Source organism: Paenibacillus sp. S-38 (genome assembly GCF_049942825.1).
In the GTDB taxonomy this organism is placed as follows: Bacteria; Bacillota; Bacilli; order Paenibacillales; family NBRC-103111; genus Paenibacillus_G.
This window is the reverse complement of sequence record NZ_CP187970.1, coordinates 3642968-3663243: the sequence shown is the minus strand read 5'-3', so window position 1 is coordinate 3663243 and position 20276 is coordinate 3642968. Positions and strand designations below refer to the sequence as shown.

General features: G+C 53.5%; 16 protein-coding genes and 1 pseudogene. 7 read left to right on the top strand and 10 right to left on the bottom strand.

Features of this window, described 5'->3' with window-relative positions:
* Positions 1–572: 572 nt before the first annotated feature.
* Positions 573–2360 carry a PAS domain S-box protein gene (locus ACP26L_RS16880; protein ID WP_426454232.1) on the bottom strand — a complete coding sequence of 596 codons (1788 nt, stop codon included), beginning with the start codon at positions 2358–2360 and terminating at the stop codon, positions 573–575.
* 171 nt (positions 2361–2531) lie between these two features.
* Between ACP26L_RS16880 and ACP26L_RS16875 the strand changes: the two genes are divergently transcribed.
* Together ACP26L_RS16875 and ACP26L_RS16870 are read left to right on the top strand one after the other, a co-directional pair.
* Entirely contained in the window at positions 2532–3572 is a 1041-nt protein-coding gene (locus tag ACP26L_RS16875; protein ID WP_426454231.1) for a hypothetical protein, read from the top strand.
* A gap of 511 nt (positions 3573–4083) precedes the next feature.
* Positions 4084–5403, top strand: coding sequence for an IS4 family transposase (locus ACP26L_RS16870; protein WP_426454229.1), 1320 nt, complete (start codon positions 4084–4086; stop codon positions 5401–5403).
* Between the two features lie 207 nt (positions 5404–5610).
* On the opposite strand, the gene ACP26L_RS16865 is transcribed toward ACP26L_RS16870, so the two are convergent.
* Entirely contained in the window at positions 5611–6372 is a 762-nt protein-coding gene (locus ACP26L_RS16865) for a sugar phosphate isomerase/epimerase family protein (RefSeq protein WP_426454227.1), read from the bottom strand.
* 14 nt (positions 6373–6386) lie between these two features.
* Positions 6387–7550 (bottom strand): Gfo/Idh/MocA family protein, encoded by a 1164-nt coding sequence (locus ACP26L_RS16860; RefSeq protein WP_426454225.1) that lies wholly within the window; start codon positions 7548–7550, stop codon positions 6387–6389.
* Between the two features lie 150 nt (positions 7551–7700).
* Here ACP26L_RS16860 and ACP26L_RS16855 point away from each other — a divergent pair, with 150 nt between their 5' ends.
* Positions 7701–8573 carry an AraC family transcriptional regulator gene (locus ACP26L_RS16855; protein ID WP_426454223.1) on the top strand — a complete coding sequence of 291 codons (873 nt, stop codon included), beginning with the start codon at positions 7701–7703 and terminating at the stop codon, positions 8571–8573.
* Between the two features lie 130 nt (positions 8574–8703).
* Here ACP26L_RS16855 and ACP26L_RS16850 read toward each other — a convergent pair whose 3' ends face one another.
* The 3 genes from ACP26L_RS16850 to ACP26L_RS16840 form a co-directional block, all read right to left on the bottom strand.
* On the bottom strand, positions 8704–8994 hold the full coding sequence (locus ACP26L_RS16850; RefSeq protein ID WP_426454222.1) for a hypothetical protein: 291 nt from the start codon (positions 8992–8994) through the stop codon (positions 8704–8706).
* A gap of 140 nt (positions 8995–9134) precedes the next feature.
* The gene (locus tag ACP26L_RS16845; RefSeq protein ID WP_426454220.1) at positions 9135–9659 is read right to left on the bottom strand and encodes a GNAT family N-acetyltransferase; all 525 of its coding nucleotides are present in this window, start codon (positions 9657–9659) and stop codon (positions 9135–9137) included.
* A gap of 154 nt (positions 9660–9813) precedes the next feature.
* Positions 9814–10392 (bottom strand): TetR/AcrR family transcriptional regulator, encoded by a 579-nt coding sequence (locus ACP26L_RS16840; RefSeq protein WP_426454219.1) that lies wholly within the window; start codon positions 10390–10392, stop codon positions 9814–9816.
* 177 nt (positions 10393–10569) lie between these two features.
* Here ACP26L_RS16840 and ACP26L_RS16835 point away from each other — a divergent pair, with 177 nt between their 5' ends.
* From ACP26L_RS16835 to ACP26L_RS16825, 3 genes are all read left to right on the top strand, one after another.
* Positions 10570–11796 carry an MFS transporter gene (locus ACP26L_RS16835; RefSeq protein ID WP_426454217.1) on the top strand — a complete coding sequence of 409 codons (1227 nt, stop codon included), beginning with the start codon at positions 10570–10572 and terminating at the stop codon, positions 11794–11796.
* Positions 11797–11965: 169 nt separating this feature from the next.
* A complete protein-coding gene (locus ACP26L_RS16830) occupies positions 11966–12283 on the top strand; it encodes a putative quinol monooxygenase (protein ID WP_426454215.1) in 318 nt (105 codons plus the stop codon).
* Positions 12284–12564: 281 nt separating this feature from the next.
* Positions 12565–12804 (top strand): LLM class flavin-dependent oxidoreductase, encoded by a 240-nt coding sequence (locus ACP26L_RS16825; RefSeq protein WP_426454213.1) that lies wholly within the window; start codon positions 12565–12567, stop codon positions 12802–12804.
* Positions 12805–13229: 425 nt separating this feature from the next.
* On the opposite strand, the gene ACP26L_RS16820 is transcribed toward ACP26L_RS16825, so the two are convergent.
* The gene (locus tag ACP26L_RS16820; protein WP_426454212.1) at positions 13230–15278 is read right to left on the bottom strand and encodes a family 78 glycoside hydrolase catalytic domain; all 2049 of its coding nucleotides are present in this window, start codon (positions 15276–15278) and stop codon (positions 13230–13232) included.
* A 293-nt stretch (positions 15279–15571) separates the two neighbouring features.
* On the opposite strand from ACP26L_RS16820, the gene ACP26L_RS16815 reads away from it, so the two are divergent.
* Positions 15572–16459, top strand: coding sequence for an AraC family transcriptional regulator (locus ACP26L_RS16815; protein ID WP_426454211.1), 888 nt, complete (start codon positions 15572–15574; stop codon positions 16457–16459).
* A 70-nt stretch (positions 16460–16529) separates the two neighbouring features.
* On the opposite strand, the gene ACP26L_RS16810 is transcribed toward ACP26L_RS16815, so the two are convergent.
* The 3 genes and pseudogenes from ACP26L_RS16810 to ACP26L_RS16800 all read right to left on the bottom strand — a co-directional run bounded on the left by ACP26L_RS16810 (position 16530) and on the right by ACP26L_RS16800 (position 20055).
* Positions 16530–17825 (bottom strand): MFS transporter, encoded by a 1296-nt coding sequence (locus ACP26L_RS16810; RefSeq protein WP_426454981.1) that lies wholly within the window; start codon positions 17823–17825, stop codon positions 16530–16532.
* A 107-nt stretch (positions 17826–17932) separates the two neighbouring features.
* Positions 17933–19321, bottom strand: a pseudogene (locus ACP26L_RS16805) (PLP-dependent aminotransferase family protein).
* 80 nt (positions 19322–19401) lie between these two features.
* A complete protein-coding gene (locus tag ACP26L_RS16800; protein ID WP_426454210.1) occupies positions 19402–20055 on the bottom strand; it encodes a FusB/FusC family EF-G-binding protein in 654 nt (217 codons plus the stop codon).
* Positions 20056–20276 lie beyond the last annotated feature (221 nt).

Sequence of the window (20276 nt, the reverse complement as noted above, 5' to 3'; positions counted from 1 at the left end):
CCCGCAAACTTCCCACCCCATCCCTATTCCCTCTCTCATCAAGCCTCACGCGAAGGTTTATAAATTCAGTTATTTAACCTGATCTGGCAGGATCCCTATCTCACCGCAGTCCATACGGGATACGGGGAGTATGCCTGTCAGACAGGTGGTCTCAGCTGCAGCCGCTGCAGGCGGAGTTGATCAGCGACCTGCAGTTCGAGCCGGAGGGTATGCGGTACAGTCCCGGTGACCGATCGTTTCGGCACGCGTCGGAACGTTCATTTAATATAACGGAAGTGAGGTATCTTATCGAGGTATTTCCCGGCATTTCCCGGAAATTAGCGGAACTCAGATGCCTTATAAGGGGAAAATGGGCCCGGAAACCGCGCTAGCCCTACAATAGCGCATCTGAGTTCCTTTATTTCTGATAGGTACCATCGAAAAATGGGAATAACGCACCGTACTTCCTCTATTTGCATAGACAGCTTGCGACCAGCAAAATGAGCCCCGAAATTTAATAAATTCTATAATACCAAAAAAGCCTGCCAAAGGCAGGCTCACAGCAAACAGCTAGTTAGACAACACTCCATCTACTACACCGTTTCCATTACCGGAAGAATCACATGGACCGTCGTGCCCACATCCAGCCTGCTCGTCACCTCAAGACGGCCCCCGTGCGCTTCAATGATTTTCTTGGAGACCATGAGTCCAAGTCCGGTGCCTTTTTCCTTCGTGGAGTAGAACGGCTCTCCGAGTCTTGAGATCTGCTCCTCCGTGATGCCGCGCCCCTGATCCCGGATGAGCACTTGAACCTCTCGGCCTAGGGTCTCCACACCGATCGTCACTTCTCCTCCTTCCGGCATCACTTCAATGGCGTTCTTCAATAGGTTGACGAAGACCTGCTTGAGCTGGTTCCCCTCCCCCAGTACAGCGGGAACCTCGCCATACTTCGTCAGAATCTGGACATCCTGCATAATCGCCTGCGGGTTCACCAGCGTAAGGACAGACTGCAGCACGGCCGTAAGATCAAGCTTCACGTAAGAGGCGGACTGCGGCTTGGCGAGCACCAGCAGTTCATTCGTGATCGATTCGATCCGCTCCATCTCCTCTTGGAGAATAGCGAACATATACCCCCGCTCCCGGTTCTCATTCGATGACTCGAGCAGCTTCAGGAAGCCCTTGAGGGCGGTCAGCGGGTTGCGGATCTCATGGGCGACCGCCGCGGCCAGCTGGCCGGCAATATGCAGCTTCTCGCTCTTCAGCAGAAGCTTCTCCGTCTCCCTCTGCTCTGTCACGTCCTTCAGGACCATGTAGCTGCCGAGGACTTCCCCATGGATGAGGATCGGCACCACCGTACAGTGGGAGAAGAGCGGCGAGCCCTCCTTGCCGGTGAACAGCAGCTCCTTCGCGTCCGCCGTCCCCCCGGTCAATGCCCTCTCGATCATGTCCGATGCCAAGCCGATATCCACGGAAGACACCACATCCGCCAAAGTCTTCGTGACGAGCTCCTCCTTCGTGTATCCGAGAAGCTGCTCGCCTGCGGGGTTGCAGTCCACCATCCGTTTGCCGGCATCCAGGGTGTAGATCGCATCCGGATGATTGTAGAGCAGCGAGCGGAGGCGAAGCTGGCTGTCGAGGATCTGGTACTCGGCCTGCTTCCTCTCCCGGATATCCTTGGCGATCCCAAAGACCCCCACGATTTTGCCGTCGATGATGATCGGCATGTTGGTCACATGGCATGGCATCATCGTCCCGTCCTTACGCACAATAATATTCTCATATGCCTGTGGGACCCCGTTGGCAGCCTGCTGAAAGTGAAAGCAGGTCCGTTCGAGCGCGCTCTCGTGGATGAAGGGGAGAAACGACATCTCCAGCAGTTCCTGCGCACTGTACCCGCTCAGATGGGCGGTAGCCGGATTCACACTCAGAAAATGTCCTTCCAAATCCAGGGAGTACACGGCGTCAGGGTTCTGCAGGAACAGCGATTTGTAATGCTGCTCCCGCTGCTGGGCGATTTTCTTCCTGGCGGTAATGCTGCGGAAAAATACGGCAAGCCCTTCCCGGACCGGAACGGCCCGTACGTCGTACCAGCAGTCCATGGGCGCCGGATAGTATTCCTCGAACTCCGTAACCACCGAGTCCTGGACGGCTTTGCGAACATTCGTGAATAAGGAGCTGCTTACCGTATCGGGAAATACGTCCCACATCGTCCGGCCGATCAGCGACTCCCGTTCGCACAGGAGCATGTCGGCCGCCTGCTGGTTCACATAAGTGATTCTGCAATGCCGGTCCAGCGAGAAAAAGCCGTCTCTTGTCTGCTCCAGAATCTCCAGAGCATCCCATTGACCGGAGAGGCCGCTCTGCAAGTGTCTGTTTTCCATGGGGTCACCGTCCATCTTATTCAGCTGTGGAATCAGTTCTACATGCAGACGGCAAAATCCTTCCTTACACCGTCCTGCGTGCAACCCTGAGCTCACGTTTTCCGTCAAATGGGGTAATGGTAATGAAAAGCTGGTAAAGAGAATCATTCTAAGATGGAGGCGAGGATATCCATGAAAGCAGGAGCGGCAAAAGCGGCGGCGGTACGATGGATCGCGGAGCATGCCGGCCGGGACCAGGGGTTCCGCGGGGCTTACTTCAGCGGCTCGATCCTGGGGCTCGCGGACGAGGAAGAACTGCCGGCAGCCTCCGACGTCGATGTGGTCGTCGTCATTGAAGGGGGGGAGCCCCCGCTGAAGCCAGGCAAATTCCTCTATGACGGCGCCCTGATCGAAGGCACCTACCTATCCGCATCGCAGCTCGCCACGGCAGAGCAGGTGCTGGGCTCGTACCACCTGGCGGGCAGCTTCCGGCGAGATACGATCATCAGCGACCCGACGGGGGAGCTGCGGCGGCTGCAGCAGGAGGTGGCCGCACGCTTTGCGGAGCGTACCTGGGTGCGCCGCCGCTGCGGCGAGGCCCGCGGCCGGATCGAGTCCTGGCTGCAGGCTCTGGACCCCTCCGCTCCGCCGCATGACCTGTTCACCTCCTGGCTGTTCGCGACCGGCGTAACCACGCACGTACTTCTCGTGGCCGCCCTGCGCAACCCTACGGTGAGGCTGCGCTACCTCGCGGCCCGTGACGCGCTCACAGTCTACGGCCGTGACGGCATCTACGAGCAGCTGCTGGAGCTGCTCGGCTGTGCCGGCTGGAGCCCGGAGCGCACCCGGGGGCACCTGCGGGAGCTGGCCCGTACCTTCGATGCCGCGGCGGCGGCCGGCAGAACGCCGTTCTTCTTCAGCTCGGATATCTCGCCGGCCTCCCGTCCCATTGCCATCGACGGCAGCGAGGCGCTCATCCGGGCAGGGAACCACCGCGAGGCGGTCTTCTGGATCGGCGCCACCTTCGCCCGCTGCCACAAGATCCTGGCCGCAGACGCCCCGGAGCTTGGCGAACGGCTGGCTCCCGCGTTCCAGTCGCTGGTGGAAGACCTCGGCGTCGCGGAATGGAGCGCGATGTCGCGGCGGGTCGAAGCCGTGCTCGGCTTCCTGCCGGTGCTCTGGGAAACCGCCGAGGCCATCATGGATGCCCATCCGGAGATTACGGGAGAATAGCACGTCCCGGGCAAGGAACCGCCTCAGGGCAAGCTCCTTGCCTGGGGCAGGCTGGCCCGTAGGAGCAGCTGCCGAATACATCAAGCTTTGCTGCCTCCGTCAGCCTCTACGGACCGTGCTTGTCGGCAGCACCAGTCCCATGATCATACGCAGGGTCGTGGTTTTGCCCGCCCGTTCTGCCCGAGGTGACCGTAGATCTCCCCCGGCGCCACCTCCATTGACACCTCTTCCACGGCAGCCTTCTGCCGTTTTCCATCGCCGCTCCCTTCATCCTGTCCGATCCGCAGACCGCCTGCCGGGCAGGTCGTAACATCTCACCCGCCCGCCAAACCAAAGAGGCCGCCAAAAGGCCAATGTCATTAAGTTAAAGCGTGTGCCCCATATTCAAAAGCAAGAGCAGGTTATCGAATAGATAGCCCGCTCTTTTTTGTACCCCAAAAGACAAATAAGCCTTGACAAGCAGTTGGAAATGTGTGGCGAAGCCCCTTGAAAAAACGAGGAGGTTTCGCCCATGCATGCTTACGCGAGTTCACTAAAAGAAACGCTGACAACTCTCATTCGAGAGATGTCAGCGGCACCAGCGCCTTATGTCAAAAACCCTGAAAAAGACTTTACCCGGAAGAAAAAGCTGTCCTTCGAAACGATGATGCAACTTCTGATCTCTATGGGCGGAAACAGCATATACAAGGAGCTCTTGGAATCGCAAGGTTATAACGTAAACACGGCAACAACTTCCGCTTTTGTCCAACAACGCAATAAAATTTTGCCGTCTGCTGTAGAATGCTTATTTCACAAATTCACTCAAACGTATAAGGATATTAAGGATTACCGCGGGTATCGATTACTTGCCATTGACGGTTCGGATTTACATATCGCAACGGATCCGGCTGAGAAGAACAGCTACTTTCAAAGTCAACCCAACACGAAAGGCTATAACCTTCTGCATTTGAACGCGGCGTACGACCTATGCAACAGACTTTACGTGGATGCTCTTGTCCAGCCAAAAAGGCTAATTAACGAGGGAAGGGCACTAGCAACCATGGTTGATCGTTCACCCATCAAGAGCAAAACCATTGTGATTGCGGACAGAGGCTATGAAAGCTACAACAATTTCGCGCATATTGAACGTATTGGGTGGAACTACGTCATTCGGGTAAAGGATTTGGATTCCAGTGGTATTCTGTCTAGCTTACGTTTGCCCGCTAGCGGAGAGTTTGATCGGGACATTCATCTGACACTTACCAGAAAACAAACCAAAGCGTTCAAAGCTTATCCGGGGTACAAATTCCTTCCATCCAATTCCACATTTGATTTTTTGGATGCTCATGAGAACATGATTTACCCGCTATCTTTTCGGGTTGTTCGTTTCGTCCTGCCTGACGGCGCCTATGAAACCGTCATTACGAATCTTTCTGCCGCGGACTTCCCGCCCGATGAACTCAGGTCCCTTTATCGCATGCGATGGGGTATTGAAACCTCGTTTAGGGCATTAAAATACACGGTTGGTCTGACGAGTTTCCACGCAAAGAAGCAAGCGTTCATCACCCAAGAGATTTATGCAAGAATGATTCTCTACAACTTCGCTGAAATGATGACCTCGCACGTCGTCATTTCGCAAATGGATAAACGGCATCAATATCAAGTCAATTTCACGGTTGCCGTTCACGTTTGTAGACAATTCTTGCGCTCCGGAGGTGATGAACCCCCGCTCGATGTTGAAGCGCTGATTCGCAAAAACATTTTGCCGATTCGACCCATTCGCCCGGGACAAAAGAACACGCGCAAAATCCGCTATAAATCAGCTGTCAGCTTCGTCTACAGAGTAGCATAATTCGATTCATATGAACATTTTTTTAGCGGATCGTCATCCGTTTGTTTGCTGTACCATTTTTCAGTCTTGTAACAAAAGACAAACGGCACAGGGCTTTTCCCATGCCGTTTCAGATTCATTTTCCGATCTTGTCTTTGAGATTAACTTAATGACATTGGCCAAAAGGCAGCCCTTTTTTTGTTATTTAGACAAAGCCCACTTCATTATTTAAACAAATCCCACTTTCTTGAGGTTGTCATACGAGATCCGCAGGCTGTCGAACGCGTCCGTCGGCCCGTTATCCCGCTCGACCAGGTACCACTTCACCCCGGTCTCCTCGCAGGCCTGGAGGATCTCCGGCCAGTTCAGGTTGCCTTCCATCACTTCGGTCATGATCTGATTCTGATCGATGATCGTCATATCCTTGAGATGGATGGCTTCGATGCGGCCCTTCAGCTTGCGGATCCAGGCCGCCGGATCGGCGCCTCCCGCCTGCACCCAATACGTGTCGAGCGTGAACAGGAACGTCTCCGGGTTCGTCTCCTCCAGGAGTACATCCATCCCCAGCCGGCCGCCGTGCTTCTCGAACTCCCAGTGGTGGTTGTGGTAGCTGAACTTCAGCCCCTGCTTCCCGAGCTCCTCCGCGATGGCGTTGAACTGCTTGGCGAACGCCCCGTAGCCTTCGCTGCTTCGGAACTGCACCGGCAGTCCGCCGATCCCCGCGATGGAGCAGCCGAGAGCATGGTGGTCACGGACGACCCCATCCAGATCCTCGACAAACCTCTCGTAAGGGGTATGCGTGATGACGATCCCTAGCTCCAGGGAGCGGGCGATGGAGGCCAGCTCCCCCACGGGGATATGCCACAGTCCGGAGGCCTGAATCGTCGTATAGCCCATGGCTTTGATTCGCTGCAGCGTCTCGCGGAGGTCATCCGCCGTCTTGGTATATTCACGCACCGTATACAGCTGTGCGCCAGCAATTTTGGACATGTGCCGCTTCCCCCTTAGTGTGATCCCGCTACGTCTGCCACTTTTTGCTCGACCTGCTTGTTCACCTTGGAATTCGCAATCCGCTCCTGAAGCAGCTCGTAGAAATGATCGTGGTCAAAATTATTCAGATCCGCCCAGTCGTCCACCCAGGTCGAGTAGTGAATGGCATTGGAGATCAGGAGGCCGTGAATGCCTTCCTCGCCCGGGGCGAGGAGCTTCTCGCCGTGCAGAACAGCCTTCGTGAAGTTCTTCATGATGCCGATATGCTGCTCCCCGCCGTTGGAGGCCGCCGGCAGTTGGCAGATCCAGCTTTCCGGCTTTTTGAACAGCTCCGTGTTCACCCGGTTGTGCTCCCGCTCCGAGATCCGGTTCCGGTGGAAAGTAATCTGATTGTTCTCGACCACAATCTTGCCCATATCCCCCGAGATCTCGAGCCGGTTCGTCCCCGGCGCCTCCCCGGTGGAAGTGATATATACACCCGTTGCTCCGCTGTCATACTCCAGGTAAGCGGTCACATCGTCTTCTACTTCGATATTGTAATACTTGCCGAAGGAACAGAACGAACGGATCCGGGACGGCATGCCGAGCATCCATTGGAGCAGGTCGAGATTATGCGGATTCTGGTTGATGAGCGTACCGCCGCCCTCCCCCTTCCATGTGGAGCGCCAGGAGCCCGAATCATGGTAAGCCTGCGGCCGGTACCAGTCCGTCACGATCCAGACCACCCGCTTCATCGCGCCGAGCTCTCCGCTCTGCACAAGGTCGCGGACCTTCTGGAAGACGGGGTTGGTCCGCTGGTTGTACATGATGCCGAAGACCTTGCCCGAACGGGCCGCAGCTTCGTTCATCTCCAGCACCTGCCGGGTGTAGACGCCCGCAGGCTTCTCGACCAGCACATGCAGCCCGTGCTCGAAAGCTTCGATCGCCTGAGCCGGATGGTCGTAGTGCAGACCCGCGATCAGGACGGAGTCAATGAGACCGCTCTTGTACATGTCTGTGACATTCTCAAAGACCGCAACGCCGGGCAGGTGCTTCTGCGCCCACTCCCTGCGCGCCTCGCTTACATCGCATACGGCTCCAAGGGCGAGCCCCGGCACCTTGTTCTCCACATGAATGTGATGGCAGTGCGAAGACCCCATATTGCCGAGGCCGATGACGCCAAGTCTCACCTTTTCCATAACCTGCATCCTCCTCAAACCTTCTCTGCACCGTTACTGTACCACTTTCATTTGTACATGTTCATCGCTTTCATTGTTTGAAACTGTGAATATCTTGCGGTATGATGGAGAGAAGCTCAGCTAACCATCCGAAGAAACGGTGGAGATTCCATGGAACCCTTGAAGCGGTGGAACGGCCGCAACCACTATTACGCCGCGTCGGATGCGTCTTTTCATTATCACCATGCCCGCGATGAGAGACCCAACCCGCAGAGCTTTAAGCCCCACTACGAACAAGGCTTCGAAATCTACATGTTCCTCAGCGGCTCGGGCAGCTATACGGTCGAAGGCAGCCGCTACGAGCTGGAGCCCTGCTCCCTGCTCATAATGAACTCCAATGAGCTTCACGTGCTGAACATATCCGAGAATCAGCCGTATGAACGCATTGTCCTGCTGCTGAATGAGAATCTCCTCCCGCCTTTTATGCTGAACGGCGTGGATTTTTTCCGGACGATCAAGTTCCGCAAGCTCGGGGAGAACAACCAGATCCTTGCCGATACGGTGAGATCCAGCGGTCTCTTGGAGCTCTTCGGCAGGCTGCAGCGGCTTCTCGGGCCTGCAGGGCCCAGGAGCGCCGAGAATGAATTCGTCGCGAAGTGCGTGATCGTCGAGATTCTCTCCACGTTCAATGAACTGGCTGAGTCGGAACGGCCGCAGGCAAGCCGCAAGTCAGGCGGCAAAATACACGCGGTGCTGGAGTATATCAATGCGAACCTGGAAGAGGATCTGTCACTGGATCTGCTGGCCGAGACGTTCTACATCACCAAGTACCACCTGTGCCACACCTTTAAGGAAGCGACCGGCTACTCGGTCAACCAGTACATTACGTACAAACGGGTCCGCATGGCCGACGGGCTGATGCTCCAGGGCTTCTCCCCCACGCAGGCCTGCTTCATGTCCGGCTTCAACACTTATTCGAATTTCTTCAAGTCCTACCGCAGGCTCACCGGCAAATCGCCGAGGAACGGGAGGAATGGAGAGTAGAGGAATGAGGAGCAGGAAATTCCTTATAAGAAAAGCGCCTTCTTTATGATTTCGGGCTTCGATCCTTAGGATGACCCATCATAAAGAGGCGCTCTATTTTTTGGACCAAGTGCTTACAAGAACCACGCCGTCAGATCTTTGCGGCCGTGATCGAAACCAGATTCATATAGGTCCCGCCATCCGCATTGAGCAGCGCGATATTATCGCGTGCATGCTTGTTGTCGCACTGAAGCCACTCGTGCCACGCTTCCGAAAAGCAGTTCATTTCGCTTACCGATTGCACGCTGACATGCGGCGACTGCTCCCATAAGGTCCGCCACCAATCGCAGGTGTGCCAATGAAGCTCATCCTGAGCAGGCGGCAGGAACGGCCGCAGCGCCCCGGGGACGCCACCGTCATATTCCATCTTAAACCCCGGCACTGCGACGGCGAATAGGCCGCCGGCACCCGCATTCCTTTGCGCAGAGGCACATGCGCCGTTAATTCCTTGATGATGACTACCGAGCTTGGCCCCATCAGATGGGCTCTCAGGAAGTCAGCATCTTCCAAATAGGCGGTTACTCATCTAGGAACCTCCGATCTTTGTGTCAACGGATACTTCCAATAAAGCAGCTCTTCATCTTGGGTATCCAATTGAAATCCTAACTTCAGCAGCACATTCCTGGAGGCGGCATTGTCATGCCCGCATCTCGCTCTGATGAGCTGGACATCCTCGTGCTGCAAGGCCCATGCTAGTAAGGCTTGAGCGGCTTCGAAGCAGTACCCCTTGCGGCGGCGGCTGTCATTCGTTGCAAACCCGATTTCAATCCTGCCGTCCTCATCGGGGTCCCCTAAAAAGCCGATCCCTCCCACAATGTCCCCCGTATCTTGCTCTACCATGATCCAGGAGTCAAAGCCCCGGGTGCCGTTATTGCTGATCAGACGCTCCCGAAAGTAAGGTATCGCCTCCAAAAAATCGGGACCCGGCCATTCGCCATTGGTTGTGTAACCCAGAGCTTCTATCGCGCCGGTATCCTGCCGTGCTGCCGCTTGGATTAAATCCAGATCCAGTGTGACCAACATGAGCCGATTCGTATAAAGCTTCATGCCCTCCCCGCCCTTCTACACCGACCTGCCCTTTTATAGGAAATTACCTTCAGTATACCCGCGTCACCTTGCCCGATGGGTGTAGAGATCACTTATAGTTAAACTCTCCTGTCTTTGCGTCACAAAACCAGTTCCATTTATGGCTTGTTCAAATTCAAGCCGAACGGATTCCATCAAAGACTTGGGTTACCAGCTGCCTTATATAGTTGTCGTCAATGCTGTCCCCCGTAACCAACAAGCGGTAGAAGATGGGCCCGTAGATGAGATCCGTGCATAAGGCGGTATCGAGATCCTTCTTCAATTCTCCGCGCCGAATCCCCCGATCCAGAATACCATGAACCTCCAGCCGGCGGGGCTTGATGTAACGGCTCCGGTAGGCCTCTGCCAGTGCAGAATCCATCTGCCCCTCCCCTATGATCTCCAGGAAGATGGAACCCTCACGGCTTGCCATAAACCGGGCCATGTTCGTGGCATGTTCCAGCAGATCCTGGAATACGTGACCGGTATCGGGGACAGGCAGTCTTGCCGTTGCGGCGGATAAAAAACCGTCCATTACGACCGCAGCCTTGTTAGGCCACCATTTGTAGATCGTGGCTTTACTCACCTTGGCCCGGTCAGCGATTTTTTCAACGGTCACCGCTCCAAAGCCCATTTCCAACAATAATTCGTAGGAAACGGAAAGGATCGAGTGCTGCGTTTCCACATTGCGCGGACGTCCTCTTTTCGCCTGCATGTAATTGTGATTCCCCCCTGCTGCTATTCGTCTTCAGCGATATATAAACCATACGTTTAGTATACAAAACAGGAACGCGCAAGAAAAGCCTATTTACAAAACGATGCGTTCAGTATATTATTGGAACAGACAATTATGAAACCATACGTTCAGTATTTATTAGAGGAGGATCACAAAATGAAAAATGAACACGGGTATCCTACCGGTCGTATCTCCAGCTGGATGACGGTGCTGCTGGCAGCCGCATGCGGGCTTATCGTCGCCAATCTTTATTTCGCTCAAACGCTGGTTGGGCCGATCCGCGATGAATTCGGCCTCACCTCTGCCGCAGCCGGCTTCATAGTTACCGTAACTCAGATCGGATATGTAATCGGGCTGCTCTTCATCGTTCCGCTAAGCGACATCATTGAAAATCGGCGTCTCACGGTGACTATGCTGATGGTTGCCGTCGCTGCACTGCTGGCTGCAGCATACACCCATTCCGCCCCCCTCTTCTTCCTCGCATCCCTATTTATTGGAATCGGATCGGTTGTCGCTCAGATTCTGGTGCCCCTCGCCGCCTTCTTGGCTTCGGAGGAACAGCGCGGCCGCGTGGTCGGCAGTGTGATGAGCGGCCTTTTACTGGGAATTATGTTTGCCCGGCCACTGGCAAGCTTTATCACCAGTCTTTGGGACTGGAGAGCCATATTCGTTATCTCATCCGCGGCCGCCACTCTTCTGGCTGTGCTGCTGTGGTATGTTCTTCCAGAGCGCAAGCCGGCACCCATGTTACGCTACGGGCAGCTGGTTCTCTCCTTAGGGAGTATCCTGCATCGCACGCCGGTGCTTCGGCGTCGTGCCTTATACCAAGCTTTTTTATTTGGCGCCTTCAGCCTGTTCTGGACTGTCGTTCCCCTTCATTTGGCGGATACGTTCGGAATGTCTCAAGAAGGCATTGCATGGTTTGCACTGGTTGGTGTAGGCGGCGCCATCGCTGCGCCGATTGCCGGAAGATGGGCGGATCGGGGCTGGAGCAGGATGTTAACGGGGCTGGCCATGATTACAGCCTTCCTGTCTTTTTTGCTCATCCATTTGTTCTCAAGCTATTCTACACCCGCGCTCATCCTTCTCTTCATCTCCGCCATTACGCTGGACATGAGCGTGTCGGGCAATCTTGTCATCAGTCAACGTGCGATTTATTCGCTGGGAAGTGAGACCAAAGGCCGCCTGAACGGACTGTTCATGTCCATTTTCTTTATCGGGGGGGCCATCGGATCCTCTCTGGGCGGCTGGTCTTATGCCCAGGGGGGCTGGGGGCTCACTTCTCTCCTGGGAACCCTCCTGCCGCTCCTGGCGCTGATCTACTATCTCACCGAGTGGAGAACAACCCGGACACAAAGAACTCTCGACAAGACCACAGTGTAAATCAGGAATTGCATAGGCCAGTCCATCAGCAAAATCCCCTTGCTTCCGTAAGGGGATTTTGCTGAATTCATAGTGGACCTATATTGCCGTGTCGTACTTTTACAATACACGAAAATCCAGCTCTGATATCATAAGAGGTGATGTGAAATGTCACTGGGGGGATACAAGGATGCAGAAATTTTCGATGGTCGCCAAATTCACGGCCAAAACCGGGGCTGGCGAAGCCTTGGCCGGATTGCTGCTGGAAGCCGGCGCTTCCGTTCAAGCCATCCAAGCATGTGAAGTCTATATCGTGCACAGATCGGATACGGAAGAGGATACACTGTGGGTAACCGAGATTTGGACAAGCCCGGAGGCCCATGCCGAAGCCCTCGCCCTACCGGAAACCAGAGCAGCGATCGCCAAGGCGATGCCGTATATCGCCGGTGTCGAAGGGACGAGATTGCGGCCTCTTGGCGGCAAAGGCCTCTCCTTGCATGAATTGTAGACGGGATATCGAGTCTTCTTCCTTCGATACGCCCGCTTCATGAGATTCCTTGAATTGACATCGACATTTCATGTTGCTAAGGCTCCCCTCCCTCCCGAAACCGTTCGGCAGGGCTGGGAGTCTTTTTCGTTTCTCTGTCTACCAGAAAATGGCATACAATGAAAGAGGATGATTCGATGAGCGGAAATCCACAAAAGCACATGCATTTAGGAGCGTTGCTGTTCCATGTTGGCCACCATATAGCAGCATGGTGGCACCCTGAGACGGAGACCTCTGGAATCATGGATAGAGACTTCTATCGGAGGCTGGCGCAGACGGCGGAACGGGGGAAGTTTGACATGATCTTTCTGGCGGATGCGCTGGCCGTTACCGATCAGTTCGGCATAGATATTCAGCACTGCATCACAGTCAGACCCGAGCCCCTCACGCTGCTATCCTACTTGACTGCGATGACTGATCACATCGGTCTGGTGGCGACCGTCTCTACCACGTATCAGGAGCCTTACCATCTGGCACGGTAGTTTTCTTCACTGGACCAGTTTGCCCAGGTCTCCTCAAGGGAGACCGGTCATTTTTCAAGCAGGCGCCTCCGATACAGGACAGCATTTTGCAGCAAGAACGGCTGAAGTTGTTTTTTCCGCAAGCCAGACGCACCAAGAGGCCCAGCGGTTTTATACGGGCCTGTAGTCGCTGCTTCCTGCGTACGGACGGCAGGCGGGCGAATTAAAAATCATGCCGGGCATCCTTCCTATTATCGGCAGCACCTTGGCGGAGGCGAAGGAACAGGAAGCGTATCTGCAGGAGCTGGTACTGCCGCAGGTCGGCCTGAAAATGCTGGAGGTCCGGCTCCAAATAGACTTGACGGGTTACCCGCTGGACGGTCCCCTGCCTCAGCTTCCCGAGCTGGACTGTGATTTCGGCCGTTTTTGTACAACCTGCATTACTTTTATATCACCTTTACCCCAACAGGTACTCGAAGCTTGGCGCTGCCATTCTTATATTCAAACTGAAACTCCCCCGCAGGCATCCGGAAACGGAGTTTCACCTCCTTCAGCGAGTCAGGCAGTTTGGGAGAAAACTGGACCTGCGTCCAGCCCGGAGCCGCCGACTTAATACCGAACACTTCTTCGATTAAGATGGGGATGGGCGCACTGGCCCAGGGATGACATAAGCTCGTGTTCCATTTCAAATCCTTGGACCACGCTTCAAAGCAGGCCGTCGCCCCTTCCTTCACCATATTGCCCCAGGAATGCAGGTCTTCCGACGTGATCAAATCGTAAATGAGCTCCTGTTCTCCGGCGGCTGCAAGCGCTTGGAGTACGAAGTAAGCCATGTATACCCCGCAGCTGAGCCGTTTCTCGCGGATCAAATGCACGGCGGATGAAACCGCTTCCTCCGGCGACAGACCGAATAGCAGCGGTAACACATTGGCATGCAATGAAGCGTGCATCGAGCCTTCCGCATCGACGAACAATTTTCTCTCGGGATTGTAGAACTTGTGTATAAAGGCGGTGCGAAAACGGCTCGTCATCTCCTCTGCAGCTGGAGGCAAACCGAGCGCTTTCCGGATCTCCCGAACGGCTATCCGTGCTCCATAATAAAAAGCATTGATGACATTGTGGCAGCCTTGGATATTCCCCTTCTCCAATGAAAAGTCGTAACCGTCTCTCAGATTCTCGGGCCAATCCACCAAATTCCACTTGTCGTTGAAGGAATGGAGCAAGCTGTCCGGTCCTTGATAAGCTTCAAAATACTTCAACATCCGCTCTGCGATCGGATACATGGATTCCAGAAAAGCGCGGTCCCCGCTGAACTGATAATAGCGCAGCAGCTGCATCGGCCATTGAAAAGAGAAGTCGGCAATCTCCTGCATGTAATGTCCCGGTGCGACAGCTACTAATCCGGGGCATACCCTCGCGGACAAAAGCGCGAAGTCTTCAAGGGACTTTCGGAACATCCGCAAATCGCCGGATACATAGGAGTGTGCATGCGTAATAATGGTGTTATCCCCCAGGTACTGGCCTTTCTCTCGGGAGGGGCAATCCACATAGTTCTCCTGCGTACCCAATCGAACTCCATTCTTGCAGATGGACCAGATCGATTGTAAGAGGCAATCGGACGACTCGAATCTGCAGGCGTCCTCATCCAGCGGGTAATGGCGTACAATGGCAGCGAAGCTGTCCGGAAGCAGCTCCGTGTCCGGGCTTGCAAGCACCTCGACAAAACGGAATGCTTTGTAATCGTACAACTCCAGCTCTTCCTCTTCCCCCGATAGGGTCCAGGTATCTAAGTAGGTGCAGTTACACCTCATCTCGTAGCGCACTCTCCCGCTCGGAAGCAGCTCCTCCGCGCTGCGGATTTCAACCTTTTGGCCCGGTTCGCCTTTGGCTCGCATCGTGAATTGGCCGGTTAGCTCGCTTCCGAAATCGAGCAAATATCCGCCCTCGACCGAAGATACGCTCTGCGGCTTGATCCGGTACACGGACAGATTCGGAGTCGGCTGCAGAAACAGCCGATGGTCATCCGCCAGGTGCTCCCAAGCGGAAAGCCACGCCGAATCGTTAAACCCGGCCAGCTTCCACCCTTTCTCCTTCAGCCGGCTGTCGATATGTTCCTGAAACTGCGTGTTGTAGCCTATGATTGGAGAGGCACCATACTCCCGAGCGGTGCAGTATTTCCATGTTCGGTCCGTATGCACCAGACTCCTGCCTTCCGAGACCAGTTCTGCGATCAGCCCCTGCCGGTAATCGCAGCTGTTATAGGAACGGCTGATGAGGCCGTGGTAATATACATGGACCGCGATAACGTTCTCCCCCCGCTGAAGATAGGAGGCTACATCGAACCGGTTGTAATAATAATGGTAATGGTTCCCTTGGGCAGGTCCTTGTCCGACATAGCGGCCATTAACGTAAAGTTTATAGTAATCGTCTGCGGTGATGTCCACATGCGCTTCCTGTACCGCATCGCCCAGGCTAAATGATTTTCGGACGAGCATATGATGATTTTGAAGCTCCGCCTTGTGCTCCTGATCCCCTCCCTGCTGATCTTCTTTATGATATACGTCGATAGGTTTTAAGCCACAGAAGCGTTGATCTGTAATCCATGCAGCCATCCATTTCTTGTCCATAAGGCGATAGATCCCTTCTCTGAAAAGTGGGGTTGCCGTTATCATACACCGGCAGCACTTCGCAGAACTTGGGTTTATTACCGAAAACATTGGTGGATTTGACGCTTCTGCAGCGTACTTTTACAATGGAATTCATAACCGTTGGTCCGGGAGGGCAGCGAATGTTCAAATATGCCAAGGAGCATTTCTTAGAGAGTGAAGCCTTTCCATTCTCTGTACTGCCGTTCATGACATTACCATCCCGTCCGTACAAACCGCATTACCACGATTTCATCGAATTGGTTTACGTTGCGGACGGTAACGGGGAACACCTGTATAAAGGCAGATCGTTTCCTATATCCAAAGGGGACATCTTCGTGATCCCCCCGGGGATGGAACATGATTATCGCGTCCTAGGGGATGCCCCACTAGAAGTCTACAATGTCATGTTTCTGCCCTCGCTGCTGAACGACGAGCTGAAGAATCTCGCCGCGGTCAGCCCCTTCGTCGATTTCTTTTACCTTGAGCCCTTTCTAAGGCACGATGTGGATTTCAATTCCCATTTGAAGTTATCGCTGATCGAAGGTCAAGAGATCAAACAAAGAATTGAACGAATCCTTACTGAATTTCGATCCAAGTCCCTGGGCTATCAGATCTCCATCAAGGCCCTGTTGATTGAAATGCTTGTCTTTCTCAGCCGCTGCTACGATAACCGATTCATCGAACCTGCCTTCCACAGCAAAGCATCCCTCGCCATCCGGCAGCTGTGCGAATTCCTGGAGCATAACTACGAACAGCCGATCAGCTTGGAACAAGTGTGCCGGATGTGCGGCATGAGCCAGACGAAATTTACCACAGAGTTTAAGCAGGCTATGGGAAAAACGTTCACCGAATACCGGAATGAGATTCGCATTCACGCTTCTCTGAAGCCGCTTCGTGAAACGGAGGACAATATCATTACGATATCGGAAAGCGTGGGCATTCATGATTTGAGCCATTTTTACAAGCTGTTCAAACATCACATGAAGATGACGCCGCGGCAGTACCGGGTTAAATATCATAAGGGATAATGAGCACGGCAAAGAAGCCCCCAAACCATTCCGTTTGGAAGCTTCGGAAGCTGATCTGCCGGGTCAGCAATCAAGTACGAAGTCTAGGCCATATCACCAGTGGAATGAGTACTAAGGATAGGATCCCCCCAGCAAATGATAAGGTTGGAAAGCTGGATCCGGCCACAATCATGCCGGACAATGCTCCGCCGGCAGCCCCCGACAACGCAATCAGCACATCGACGGTACCTTGGGTTTTTGCCCGTGTGGAAGCTTCGGTTGAATCCACAATAAGTGCCGTCCCACTGATCAAACCCAGATTCCAGCCTAATCCAAGTAAAGAAAGAGCGGCTGTCAGAAGAACCATAGAATCTCCTGGCGCCAATGCGGCAAGTAAACCTGCCAGAAGCAGTGTAATTCCAGAGGCTATCGCCATGGCAGTACGCCCCAGCTTGTCGACAAGGATACCGGTAACCAGGGAGGGGAGATACATGGCACCGATATGAAAACCAATCACAAGACCTACCGCACCCAAGCCATGTCCATGATGGTTCATGTGAACGGGTGTCATCGTCATAACAGCTACCATCACGATTTGGGTAACAACCATAATCGCTGCACCAACGATAATGCCTCTTTTGTTCTCCTTATGTTCAGCTGTTCCCCCATGTCCTTGATCACCAGGTTCTTGCTTGGTCGCTTCTATCGTCCTGGCTATAACCAACGGATCCGGCCGAAGCAGGAGGAAAAGAACAACTCCTGCCAGGATATAGGCTGCTGCTGCCAAAATAAAAGGACCGGCAAGCGGCGGAACACCAATGGAAAGAGCGAAATTCCCCATGACGTTCACTAAATTGGGACCCGCCACGGCACCAAATGTTGTAAAAACCATGGTCATACTGATCGCAGTCGCCCGCTGTTTCCTATTCGCCAAGTCCGTACCTGCATAACGGGCCTGTAAATTTGTTGCAGACCCGGCACCATACACAAGCAGGGAAAGAAACAGCAGAACAACACTGTGGAGCACGGCGGCAATGATGACACCAAGTGCTCCAAGTCCACCGAGCATAAATCCCGTTGTTAAACCTGTACGACGTCCAAGACGTTGAGAAAGTCTCCCCACGAGTAAAGCTGCTCCAGCCGACCCTAGAGTAAGTAACGCTGAGGGAAGACCGGCAAACGTATCCGTACCGAGCATTTGCTGCGCAAGAAGTGCCCCCACAGTAACGCCTGCCGCTAACCCTGCACCGCCAAAAATTTGAGAAATACTTACCACGAGTAAGGTACGTCTGTATAACATGTTTAGCGTTTCTGTAGAAGGAATGCTGCTTTGTAACCAAGCCGATGAAACATCTTCCCCTTTTATCCCCTGTTTAGGCAACAAAATCCAACCCACCCTTATCATAACAAATATGATGTCTTGCCATCGCCAGCTTTTGAATCATAACACGCACAAAAAAACCATACAATATAATAATTGTATGGCAAACAATATCAAGTAAGATCGTTAAGTAACCGTTGAAGGATCGTTAATCCTTTCTCCAGCTCTTCGATCGTTTCCGGTGCACAGACAGCAATCCTTACGGCCCGCTCCGGGGAACAGTTCCCCACTACGAATCGATCCGCCGCATACACTTGTACCCCGTGCTGTGCGGCCAGCCTTTCGAACTCGGCACCGGTAACCCGGCCTGGTAACAGCAGCCAACGGAAGATGCCCGTTTCCCCCCCCAAACACGTATAGTCTGCCAGATAGCGGTTTACGATTTGGTTTCGGCGAATGGCTTGTTCCCGGTGGCCCTCAAGTAAGCGCTCGAATTGATTGGATACAATCGTGCGCGCGGCCAGTTCAGCAAATAACGGTGGAACGGATACATTTAAATTATACAGCGCCTTCGCAATGGGCTCCTTGAAGGGGCCTGGAACGGCCACGTAGGCCAGCCGCAATCCCGGCGCGAACGATTTGGATAAACTCGCAATGTAGATCGTCTGATCCGGCGCGAATGAAGCGATGGCCGGAGAAAGTTTTTCGCACAGGAGACTGTAAGACGCATCTTCAATAATGAACTGATTATACTTATTGGCAATTGCTGCAATCCTCTTGCGATTCTCAACAGACATCGTGCCGGCTGTCGGATTATGATAATCCGGAATTAAGTAAATGCCTTGAATACTGTCATTCTTACACGCATATTCCAAGGCAGACGGACTCATTTCACCGTTCTCTTACTTGATTGGTACGATTTGGATACTGAGCATCGCCGCAGCCGTTTTTAAGCCAGGGTAAGTATGAGCATCGGCACCAATGCGGTCTCCGGGCTTACATAGACTCGCAAGTGCGGCCGCAATCGCGTTTTGGCCCCCATTCGCCAATACAATGCGATCGGCTGTGGTTTCCAGGCCGCTTCTTCGGATTAGCTTCACAGCCGCATCCTTCTGCCAAAGGCTCTCCCCCGCCCGGCCATAACCAAACCATTTTTCAGAATTCGTCTCTTGCAGCATACTTTTCAGCTGGAGCAGCAGCGGCTCGAAGGAAGCATGATCCGGCAGGGTAGCTCCCATTTCGATTACATGCTCCGGCTTCGTATCTTGGAGTAAATACGCATTCGACATCGCGTCATACGATACGAATGTCCCGCTTCCGACGGAAGCACTTAACAAGCCCTTTACCTCACACAGTTTAAACGCTTTTGAAATCGTGCTCACATTCAAATCCAAATAATCGGCCAGTTCCCGCTGTGGGGGAAGTTTGGTTCCGGGGACCAACACTCCGTTTACAATATCCTGCTGCAGCTGCCCGGCAAGTGCTTTATAGACGGGTTTTTGGGTTCTATCCACCGACGGCTTCCAGCTCATGGGATAGTTATCAAAAGAATTCATCGGCATGATCCGCATCCTCTTATTCTATCAAGTAAGCAAAAAGAGGCGGCCCGAGCCGCCTCTTGACTTGCGTTGTGCTTCCGAATCTATCCGAGAACCGAGTGGATGAATGTTTCCAGTGAGGAAACATCCGTGATATTCTTGTTGCACTCCTGACCGTTCATGCACACATAGTTGCCGACCGATTTGTAATAGTCGGATGAAGCATGTGCCGGCCTTTTTTTGGATATGGCCGTAAACAAGACCAGTTCTTCATAGGTGCTGCATACGAAACAATAGCTTTTCTTATGGGTTGCCGTATATCTGCCTTCTACGCCGACAAATTGCCCGCCTGTATGATAGACAAGGAACATTTTTTGGGTCGATATATCGGTCCAGCTCAGATAGGATATACGCCGAAAGTCGATTTGCGTGAGATCGGGTAGCTTCAGCTTCTTATTTTTGGGGAAGAGCTTCCGTATCTGCTGCTCGGTAATCGGTGGAAATTCAATCCGGTACGGCTCGAGCGCCTGCATATAGTGTTGAATATCTTCCGCCGTTTTCAATTCCGAGATGGATTCCAGCGTCATTTTCCGGGTATCCGTTACATCCGGGAACAGCTCCGCCACCTTGGTTTGGGCGCTGTAACGGACGGACCCCACTATTTTCGGATCGCCGACCGATCGGAGTGCATGCAGCACGGAATCTGCCTGGTTTCGGATATAGTTATATTGATAGTTTCTAATAAATGGTTCGCACATGGACGTCAGCCCCTTATTTTATCTGTACTTGAAAATAAGGTGCAAAGCCAAAATATTAGAAAACGATAGCTGCTCATTCGGGCGACGTTGTGTGAATCTTAGGCCGTCCCATGCAAAGTATCGCCTCCCATTCAGGCTTTGCATGAGGCTTGTGCAATCCGGCAATCTCTGATTGCCATCAGGATCACCTCCCTTTCGCAGGAATGAGAATATTATAATCG

Excerpts from the sequence above, each read along its gene's own strand:
- ACP26L_RS16880 (WP_426454232.1), bottom strand. The coding sequence starts at position 2,360 with ATGGAAAACAGACACTTGCAGAGCGGCCTCTCCGGTCAATGGGATGCT.
- ACP26L_RS16875 (WP_426454231.1), top strand. The coding sequence starts at position 2,532 with ATGAAAGCAGGAGCGGCAAAAGCGGCGGCGGTACGATGGATCGCGGAG.
- ACP26L_RS16870 (WP_426454229.1), top strand. The coding sequence starts at position 4,084 with ATGCATGCTTACGCGAGTTCACTAAAAGAAACGCTGACAACTCTCATT.
- ACP26L_RS16865 (WP_426454227.1), bottom strand. The coding sequence starts at position 6,372 with ATGTCCAAAATTGCTGGCGCACAGCTGTATACGGTGCGTGAATATACC.
- ACP26L_RS16860 (WP_426454225.1), bottom strand. The coding sequence starts at position 7,550 with ATGGAAAAGGTGAGACTTGGCGTCATCGGCCTCGGCAATATGGGGTCT.
- ACP26L_RS16855 (WP_426454223.1), top strand. The coding sequence starts at position 7,701 with ATGGAACCCTTGAAGCGGTGGAACGGCCGCAACCACTATTACGCCGCG.
- ACP26L_RS16845 (WP_426454220.1), bottom strand. The coding sequence starts at position 9,659 with ATGAAGCTTTATACGAATCGGCTCATGTTGGTCACACTGGATCTGGAT.
- ACP26L_RS16840 (WP_426454219.1), bottom strand. The coding sequence starts at position 10,392 with ATGCAGGCGAAAAGAGGACGTCCGCGCAATGTGGAAACGCAGCACTCG.
- ACP26L_RS16835 (WP_426454217.1), top strand. The coding sequence starts at position 10,570 with ATGAAAAATGAACACGGGTATCCTACCGGTCGTATCTCCAGCTGGATG.
- ACP26L_RS16830 (WP_426454215.1), top strand. The coding sequence starts at position 11,966 with ATGCAGAAATTTTCGATGGTCGCCAAATTCACGGCCAAAACCGGGGCT.
- ACP26L_RS16825 (WP_426454213.1), top strand. The coding sequence starts at position 12,565 with ATGGATAGAGACTTCTATCGGAGGCTGGCGCAGACGGCGGAACGGGGG.
- ACP26L_RS16820 (WP_426454212.1), bottom strand. The coding sequence starts at position 15,278 with ATGCTCGTCCGAAAATCATTTAGCCTGGGCGATGCGGTACAGGAAGCG.
- ACP26L_RS16815 (WP_426454211.1), top strand. The coding sequence starts at position 15,572 with ATGTTCAAATATGCCAAGGAGCATTTCTTAGAGAGTGAAGCCTTTCCA.
- ACP26L_RS16800 (WP_426454210.1), bottom strand. The coding sequence starts at position 20,055 with ATGTGCGAACCATTTATTAGAAACTATCAATATAACTATATCCGAAAC.